Genomic DNA, 7,993 nt, shown 5'->3' with positions numbered 1-7,993 from the left:
AATGCCTCAAGGTGATCGCTCAAACTGAACAGGGACTTGGGATCCATAGCTGGCCTCCGTGATCGCGCGCCCTCAATGAATCATTATAGCCGTCCAAACGCTACCGGTTTTTGCGGGTCTCCAGCTGATTGCCGGCACCAACCGCGATCTCGGCCGCTGCGTCGCCGAGGGCACCTTCCGCGAAGACCTCTACGCCCGCCTCAACTTGTGGACCTTCGCGCTTCCCGGCCTTGCCGCGCGGCGCGAGGACATCGCGCCCAACCTCGACTACGAACTCGACCGCCATGCCGAGCGCGAGGGGATGCGCGTCTCGTTCAACAAGGAGGCGCGCGCCCGCTTCCTCGATTTCGCCACGTCGCCGCGCGCGAGCTGGAACGGCAATTTCCGCGATCTCGCCGCCAGCGTCACCCGCATGGCGACCTTCGCCCCCAAGGGCCGCATCGACGTAGCGACGGTGGACGGCGAAGTAGCGCGCCTCCAGCGCCTCTGGTCCGGCGGCGGTGGCCGCAGCGATGGCCTCGAAGCGGTCCTGAGCGCGGGACGACTGGCCGAGATCGACCCGTTCGACCGCGTCCAACTCGCGTACGTCGCACGGGTCTGCCGTGAAAGTCCCTCCCTCTCCGAAGCCGGGCGCCGTCTCTTCGCCGCCTCCCGCGAACGCCGCGCCAGCACCAACGACGCCGACCGCCTGCGCAAGTACCTCACGCGCTTCGGGCTGGAGTTCGCGACGCTCCGGTAACGACCCTTGCCGGTCATTCAGGCTCCCTAATTCCGTTCTCAGGTGCGGGCGGTCCGCTTTTCCGATGCAAGCGCGTAGCGTTGAGGCCATCGCGGCCTTGACGGTGCAGTAAGCGCCTCCCGCAGATATCATAGCCAGCCAAACAGCGACAAAGCGTGCACTATCGCGATGTATCGGATGCACTTAGCGGCTGATTATCTTGTTCTACACGCTGGGGCCAACGAGCCATCGGTGATCCTGCCAATCGTCACCCGGCCTACTTTGGTCAATCGGCTGGTCCGCAGCCAAGTCCTCTGCAAGCTTTGCGGGATTGGATAATTCAGCCGGTTATTTTCAGCGACCGCTGCCGATTGAGGGATTCACTTGCAACGCGTTCCAGGTTGTCGACATTCACAGCCACCTGTTTGCCAGCAGCCGATGTCGCAGCACCTTTCGAGGTGACCGTGAATGTTTTCAGGTTCAATGCCTCGCTAGCATTTTTACCAAAGAATTTACTGGCTTTAGCTTTCATCAGTTTGATCCTCGGCGACACGTGCATCGGCACCGAGGCTCAATATGTCATTTGCATCGAGCCAATTCAACGCCGGGATGTAATCCTTCACCTGGTCAGCGTGAATGACCAGTGTTGGCCTTGCGGTGGAGGGACGCGCACGGCCGTATCTTTCCTCATTCGTATCGAACACCACTGTTCCGCCTGGCCGGCTGGGTATGTCGGCGGTGAACCTCTCGGCAAATTGCATGCATTCCGTCGCCGATCTCATGGCAGACAGAAGCAGGAATTTGCTGCTGGTTAGGTCGTCGATTTCCGTTTCGTCCACGAGGGTCGGCAGTGCCGGGGCGCCGAATCCGAGCGCACGGAGCGCGCCGATCAGGACCCAATAGGGCGCTGTGGCGGCGGCTTTGGCCGTGGGCAAAGCCGCGAGCGCAAGATCGCTCCAGTCCTGGGCCGTCATGTTGCGACTGTCGATCGCCAGAGCGCGATAGGGGAGCTTTTGTGCCACCGCCAGGGCGAGATCCTCTAGCTTGAAGCGCTCGTTGGTCATTTTCTCGAGAATGAGCTCCTCGATCATCGTGGATGACTTCTCGAAATCCTCGACCGTGCTTTGGCGCTTCACCGCCACCGGCTTGATCTTGTCCAGGACCTCCACGCCCCAAGCCTTGAGCGCGATCGCTTCAGCGGGCAGCGGCCTGGCCTTGTCCGCAAATTCGCTAAGCCATTGCCGCGGCGTCCGGGTGAGCGGCAGCATGCGTCGAATGACCGGCAATATGCCTCCACGCCGTTTTTTGTTAGTCCGCAAATAGGTAAGGATCACTAGCAAATGGGAGAGTTTTGCAGCGTTTCGGGCAATTTCCGCACTGAGCCGGTCCAGCGTGGCGAGATGCTGGAGCGTGTCACTGGTCGTGGAGTCCAGATCGGTCGCGTTTTCCAGATTCCCGCGTGCCTGGGCCACAGCAACGCTCGACAGACCTGCGAGAAGAGGTGTTTCGGCCAACTCGTCAATCGTCGTGCCCGCTTTGCCGATCACCTCTTCAAAGGCGGCTGCCAGTTCAAGCAGCACGCGCGCGCGCGCGGCCTCTTCGGCGGACAATTTCTGATCGCTGGCGCCGACAGGCTCGCCGGTCCGTGTAAACTGAAAGTGATACTGACCGCGGTCCCGCTTGACGATAGGTGTCAGTTCCAGCGGCACGATATCCGCGAATGTTGGCATGTCGCCTACTGGTGCACCGGCCTCGCCAGAGAGACGGTGGTGACGGGCGGCATTCCGGACGTTCGACAGTTTGCCGTCCTTGTCTCCCTTCAGATCATCGAGCAGGCCAACGAGAACTCGGTGGAGATCGACAAGGTCGCTTTCCGGGATGCTGAGCTCGACATCCAACGCCACCTTCTTGCCCTCCCCTTCACGATTTCGGGCACGGATCTGTTTGAGAAGATGCTCGCGAAGCTTCTGGGGTGTTGGATGAACGGACGAAGCGCCGCTCATCCATTGGGAGGAGGGATAATATAGAGTGTCGATTGCCATCTGGGCAAAGGCCGGGTTGTTCGCCACGCGATCGGCGATTGCGGATGAACGGAGCCGCTCGATGATGGCGATCTGGACTGTTGCGATCACCAGGCGCCTCTGCTGCTGATATTCCGTCTCGGCACCGATCGAGCCATCATCATCACGCACCGCGCGCGTCATTGCTCGCATAACGTTCGTCAGGTTCATCTGAGATTCGTGTATCGTAGTGAGAGCAAAAACTGCGCGTGCCTCGAGCTGCTCCGAATTGTCATCCGAGGCCACGGAGGCGAGCAGGAAATTATAGAGCGGACCAAATTCAGGGGTGAGCAGCAATCGTTCGCTGAACAGCGTATGCTCGGGCGGATAGCCGCCAGCGTCGGTTCTTCGTTGGAACTCGAGGAAACATGGGCGGTCAACGAGGAAACAGAAGAAGCCGAAATCGGCCACCAGATGTTTGAGATGGCCGAGCAGATCGACGATGGCATTCGCCGCATCATCCACCTTGTCGAGCTCATCCACGACGAACACCGGCGAAAGGCCTGCCTCCCGAAGACGCGAAATCACAACAGGTAGATCGCGGTCGAGCGTCGTGCGGTCACTCTCCCGAATGAAGCTGTAGTCGACCGTATGATCGTCTTTCCGCGTGCGTGAGCGGCTCCAATTTGCGGTGAGCGAACCGAGGAACCAGGTTACGAGGCCGGTACCAATGGCAGCGATCGGTCCCGCCCCCGTAGCGCCGAGCACCGTGACGCCGGCCAGAGCGCCGACTCCCAGCGTTCCGAGACGGTCAATGACGTCCTTCAGGTCGCTCGATCCCTTGATCTCCGACGTCGTCGTCCGGGCGTCGCTGACCTTTTGGGTGGCTTCATAGCTGACCCGGCCAGTACAGACCTCGAAGGCCTGGGACGCGGTGGCGATCGCCACCATCTCCCGTAGACCCTGGTCCCCCATCGTGCACGCCTGCAGTGTCGGATCGGCGCTTTTGGGCCATAACACACCGCGCTGCACGCGGCCCAGGCGATGCCAGAATTCGCGGAGGCGCGTCGGTCCCAGTCCGCTGTCAAGTTCGAGGGTGAGCTGGGCCGATAGTTCGACCGCATCGAGGGTCATTTCCGTGCGTTCGCTATGGGGCGGCATGGGCATGGGCATGCCGCGCCGGCTCGGGGAGCGATTGCTGCGCGGGTACAATCCACTCCTGCGCTCCATCTCACCCTGGCGCGCATGCGCGCGAAAGCCGATTGCGGCTTCCGCAGCCAATGCGCGATACAGGCCGATCGTGATCTGTACCAGCGCAGCGTGAACACCAGGCGCGGGTGGAATGGTTTGATTGCCTGCCGCCACGCCCGCTTTTTCGGGGGACATGTCTTCACCAGGCGGTGGCAGCTTCTCCTTCCCTTCATTCACCACCGCTTTTTCTGGCTCTGTCTTGGATTTAGCGGCGGGGCCGGGCTGTTCCGCGACGGGGAGCAACATGCTCGGGCCGTGCAACTTCACCAATAGTGGCCGCTGAAACGGTCGGGTTGTAAGCCTGCCCCCTTCCTCCCGGATCGCCTGTTCGATCATCTGCGTGCGGACGGCCTCCACCGCCCGGTGGATCAAAGCCGACTTGCCCGCGCCACGATGGCCGGCGATCAGATAGGAACGTCCGCTGATCTGGCCTTCGGCATAACGATTGAGATCGCGGGTGAGGCGAGTCTGCGCCGACTGCTTAACATGCGCAATTTCTATCGGAATGGGCCATTGGTCGGGCCAAGCCGGATAGGTCGATCGGTCGATCAGGCGCAAGGTCATGCGGCGGGACGCGCGGCAGGAGCCTGACTACTTGCGGCCGGCGGCGGGGCGAGCTTCGGCCGGTCTGTCGGTGGAGCGCCTTTGTCGACTTTCGGCGTAGCGGTATTCGTCAGGTCAGTAGCGTTTGACGCATCTGCCGCGTTTGATGCCGCCCCCGGTGCTGCTGCACCGTTGTTCGCCCCCTTGTCATTCATCCGCCCAGTAGGGGGGGCATCAGCCGACGTCTTGTTGATGGACCCAAAGCCAACGGCGATCGCCGCACCGGTGAAGGAAAGTGCCAATAAAGCCGCCCCGGTCGCGGGTGAAAGACGCCAGCCACCGCTCCCACCGCCAAGGCCGCCCCAATGTGATTCAAATCCCAGCGAGCTTCCCCGCTCGATAGCGTCCAGCGCATGGGCGCTAGCGGCAGCCGCGAAGATGAGCAGAAGCGCGCTCAACAGAACATCCCATGGCAATTTTCCCGCCTGGATCGCGATGCTCACCAATATGATGAGGGAAAGGATGGCTAAGCCGACTATGAGGCGCCTAGCACCGAGCCGAAAATCGGGCGAGCCGAATATCCAGGAAACCAAGGGATTATCATACGCATCCGTGACAAAGCCGAGAGGGATCACGACGCATAAAAGGGTCGTCACCAGGAGTATCCATACCGGGCAGGTGAAAGACATACCACCGATGGCGAGCTTTGTCGTACCCGCAGCAAAGGCAAGAACTAAGATAACGACGACAAAGGGTGTGGCGAAAAGCAGCGAACGCCAGTTCATACCCGCATCCGTTTTCCTGATGAGTGATTCCTACTCACTCTCTCACAAAATTCGGTGAAATTCTACAAGCTATTCTGGAAATGAGATTGTTTCGAATATATATAATAAACAATATGTGAAATTAACTTTCTGCCCATGCCAAATTTGTCTGACGTGGACGGATGATTCATCATCTGGTCTTGAGATATCGGCAGTCCTCATATAGATTTTGAATATAGAGGGCTAGTGGAGGGAAGCTAGCATGGTGGCTTGTAGCATATTCCTACAATCGGGGGATTGGCGGAGGAGCAGTGCATGGAGCACTCCTTTGTTTTTCTCAATTTTTCTTGCCGGATGCGCGACAGCGCCTCGGGAGCCGGCCGGCAAGCTTGCGGACGCAGGCATCGCAGCGACCAACGCCTTCGCGACAGACGTGCGGGACACCGCGGCCGGCCTTCGGGCGGTCGATAGCTTCGACAGCTTCACGGCGACCTATGCGGTGTGCCGCAACACGGCACTGACCTGTGAACCGCAACTCAAATCGAAAGCCAATGCCGAGGCCCGAGAGGCACTCGCACGGACGATCGAGCTTCGGGCCGTGGCGATCGAGAAGCTTGGCGGCGCTTACAAGGCGTTCAAGGCCGAGGCTGATTATGATGCGAAGGGTGAGCTCATGTCCGCGACCAATGGTGCGATCGAAGGCGTGAACAACTTCGCGAGTTCTGTCGCCACCTTCGCAGGGGTCCCGCAGGCGGCGTTGCTGTCCAAGCCTTTGGCGACCATTGTGAGCTTCGGCACTGGCCAGTTCGCCGGCAATGCGCAGCGCAAGAGGCTTTTGCGCGGCAGCCGAGAAATCTCGATTACGACCCAGCGCTTCAGGGGCGCGCTAGCGGCAGAAGCCTATGTCTTCGATGATCTCGCTGACAATATCGAGAAATCCCGCAGAGATGCGAAACTGACGTTGATCGATGCCAAACTGGTCTCGCAGCAGGAAGCGTTGAGCATACTGGCCGACCATCTTGGCGTCAAACCGGTCTCAAACGCGGAAGCCATTATCGACGCGTCGCCAGCCGCCACTATGGCGTTACGCTCGGTTGTCGCCGCTCAGTCGCGCGCGGAAGTGCGTAAGGTGCGCGCCAAATATCAGGCAGCGCTCGATGCGCTCGATGCGCTGATTGCCGCGCACCGCGATCTGGAGGCAACCGGAACTGTGTCCTTAGCCGATGTGTCGCGGTTCCTGGCGGAACTTGATCTGGCGCTGTCCCAAGTAAAGGAGACAAGCAATGTCGACCAACCGTGAGCGTTTGCATGTGATCTATGATGCCTATAGCGACGCCTATGACCGACGCTTGGACGACTGGAGCGAAGCCACCTCGAAGGCGCAGGCCAAGGCGATCTCGGATAATCTCGATGCGCTGGAGACTCTCTATCTCCGCGCCGCCAAGGCGGCGCTAGACGCCAGCGGTCAAGCCGTCGAGGACGCCATGGCAGCGGCGCTCGAAGCGCAGGAAAAGATCGATAATGCCTATGAACAGGCCCGCGGAATAGCGGAGAAGGTTCGCCTCGTAGGCGAAGTCGTGAGCAAGATCGGCGATCTCGTCACGAAAGCGAGCGGTGGCTAGGCGGCGTGGGTACCCAATCAGGAATTTTGGCGTGGATGATGTGCTCGCACAAGTCTGCAAGGCCATCGGATGGAACTTCGACAGAAACCATCGTATCTGATCTGCCCGCCGTCACCGCCTGCGCGGATCCGAACGATAATTGCGTCCTTGCGATGATTGAGGCCGTCGCGGCCGACATGCTCATTACGGGGTGATAAAGCCGGCCTATTGGTCATGGAACGCCATGCAAAGGCGCGCATCGTCACGGTGCGGCAGTTTTAGAGATGATCGCCATGGCACCGCGTCAACGGAATTGAGGCTCTCCTCCTCTTCCATGGTCGACCCTTTAAAGACGCTCAGCCGCAGATTTTTCGTTCCCAGGCGCAGTCGTTCTGCTTTCCCTCTGTATTCCGGAAAGTGGCCGTAATGGATCGGAGGGTGCCCGGATGCTAACTCCGAATCGTCGTCATTCGCTTGGGTTTAGCCCACCTCGCGAGTGATCGTCATCTTCTGGGTGATGAGCGCGAAGCGCGATCCGTAAGAGCCGTAACCGGGTTCCGGCCCCGCCACGCTGGGGGAGCCGGATGGCCTCGACTCTTCTGCAAGCCAATCAGGCTGCAGTCTGCAGCCCGGATTGATCGTCCAGTTTCGCGCCCCGCATGGCCGCCGGGCGGCTTCGGCAACGCTCGACATAGGCATCAAGCGTATCGTCGGCCGGAAAGGCGTGACGACCGAAGGCAAGCGCGCTGCCGATGAGCACGTCAGCCACAGTGAAATCGGCGCCCATCACATAGGGCCCTTGCGCCAGTGCGGTGTGCAACCGCGCCAGCACGGCGTCACGATTGCGCTGCGGCTGCGGCGCTCCTTGGAGAGTGCCTGACAGGCCCGCGAACAGCGCCTGCTCGAACTCTGTCGCATACCAAGCGATCCAGCCAAGATGCTCGCCGCGGCGCGGATCACCGATTGCCGGCGCGAGTGCCGCCTGTTCAGTAAGCGGTAAAGATCCCCCACATTTTCAGATGCTCCGAGGTTGTTAAGTTTCGCCGCAATGAATGGCGAGGTTACCAGTGAGAGATGAAACTGATTTCGAAACATGTTTCGATACGAACGCCCCGG

General features: G+C 60.2%; 7 protein-coding genes and 1 pseudogene. 4 read left to right on the top strand and 4 right to left on the bottom strand.

The window, feature by feature from the left end:
* Window positions 1-79: 79 nt before the first annotated feature.
* Window positions 80-199 (top strand): annotated as a pseudogene (locus V2S85_RS26540) (sigma 54-interacting transcriptional regulator); the annotation flags it as partial.
* A 6-nt stretch (window positions 200-205) separates the two neighbouring features.
* A complete protein-coding gene (locus V2S85_RS26535) occupies window positions 206-739 on the top strand; it encodes a hypothetical protein (RefSeq protein ID WP_330705787.1) in 534 nt (177 codons plus the stop codon).
* Window positions 740-1,058: 319 nt separating this feature from the next.
* Here V2S85_RS26535 and V2S85_RS26530 read toward each other — a convergent pair whose 3' ends face one another.
* From V2S85_RS26530 to V2S85_RS26520, 3 genes are read right to left on the bottom strand one after another with little or no spacing between them, the layout of a single operon-like run.
* Window positions 1,059-1,250, bottom strand: a complete 192-nt coding sequence (locus V2S85_RS26530; protein ID WP_330705786.1) for a hypothetical protein — start codon at window positions 1,248-1,250, stop codon at window positions 1,059-1,061.
* Window positions 1,240-4,533, bottom strand: a complete 3,294-nt coding sequence (locus tag V2S85_RS26525; protein WP_330705785.1) for a hypothetical protein — start codon at window positions 4,531-4,533, stop codon at window positions 1,240-1,242. Before V2S85_RS26525 ends, V2S85_RS26530 begins: the two co-directional genes overlap by 11 nt.
* Window positions 4,530-5,297, bottom strand: coding sequence for a hypothetical protein (locus tag V2S85_RS26520; RefSeq protein WP_330705784.1), 768 nt, complete (start codon window positions 5,295-5,297; stop codon window positions 4,530-4,532). The genes V2S85_RS26525 and V2S85_RS26520 overlap by 4 nt, the downstream gene beginning before the upstream one ends.
* A 307-nt stretch (window positions 5,298-5,604) precedes the next feature.
* Between V2S85_RS26520 and V2S85_RS26515 the strand changes: the two genes are divergently transcribed.
* Complete coding sequence (locus V2S85_RS26515) at window positions 5,605-6,576, top strand: hypothetical protein (RefSeq protein WP_330705783.1); 972 nt, start codon at window positions 5,605-5,607, stop codon at window positions 6,574-6,576.
* On the top strand, window positions 6,560-6,898 hold the full coding sequence (locus V2S85_RS26510; protein WP_330705782.1) for a hypothetical protein: 339 nt from the start codon (window positions 6,560-6,562) through the stop codon (window positions 6,896-6,898). The genes V2S85_RS26515 and V2S85_RS26510 overlap by 17 nt, the downstream gene beginning before the upstream one ends.
* A 589-nt stretch (window positions 6,899-7,487) precedes the next feature.
* On the opposite strand, the gene V2S85_RS26505 is transcribed toward V2S85_RS26510, so the two are convergent.
* Complete coding sequence (locus tag V2S85_RS26505; RefSeq protein WP_330705781.1) at window positions 7,488-7,664, bottom strand: hypothetical protein; 177 nt, start codon at window positions 7,662-7,664, stop codon at window positions 7,488-7,490.
* Between the last annotated feature and the right edge of the window lie 329 nt (window positions 7,665-7,993).

This window comes from Novosphingobium resinovorum (assembly GCF_036352595.1).
GTDB lineage: Bacteria > Pseudomonadota > Alphaproteobacteria > Sphingomonadales > Sphingomonadaceae > Novosphingobium > Novosphingobium resinovorum_B.
This window is presented reverse-complemented; position numbering and strand designations above follow the sequence as displayed.

Coding starts and splice junctions, on each gene's coding strand:
- V2S85_RS26530 (WP_330705786.1), bottom strand. CDS start 1,250: ATGAAAGCTAAAGCCAGTAAATTCTTTGGTAAAAATGCTAGCGAGGCA.
- V2S85_RS26525 (WP_330705785.1), bottom strand. CDS start 4,533: ATGACCTTGCGCCTGATCGACCGATCGACCTATCCGGCTTGGCCCGAC.
- V2S85_RS26520 (WP_330705784.1), bottom strand. CDS start 5,297: ATGAACTGGCGTTCGCTGCTTTTCGCCACACCCTTTGTCGTCGTTATC.
- V2S85_RS26510 (WP_330705782.1), top strand. CDS start 6,560: ATGTCGACCAACCGTGAGCGTTTGCATGTGATCTATGATGCCTATAGC.
- V2S85_RS26505 (WP_330705781.1), bottom strand. CDS start 7,664: ATGGGCGCCGATTTCACTGTGGCTGACGTGCTCATCGGCAGCGCGCTT.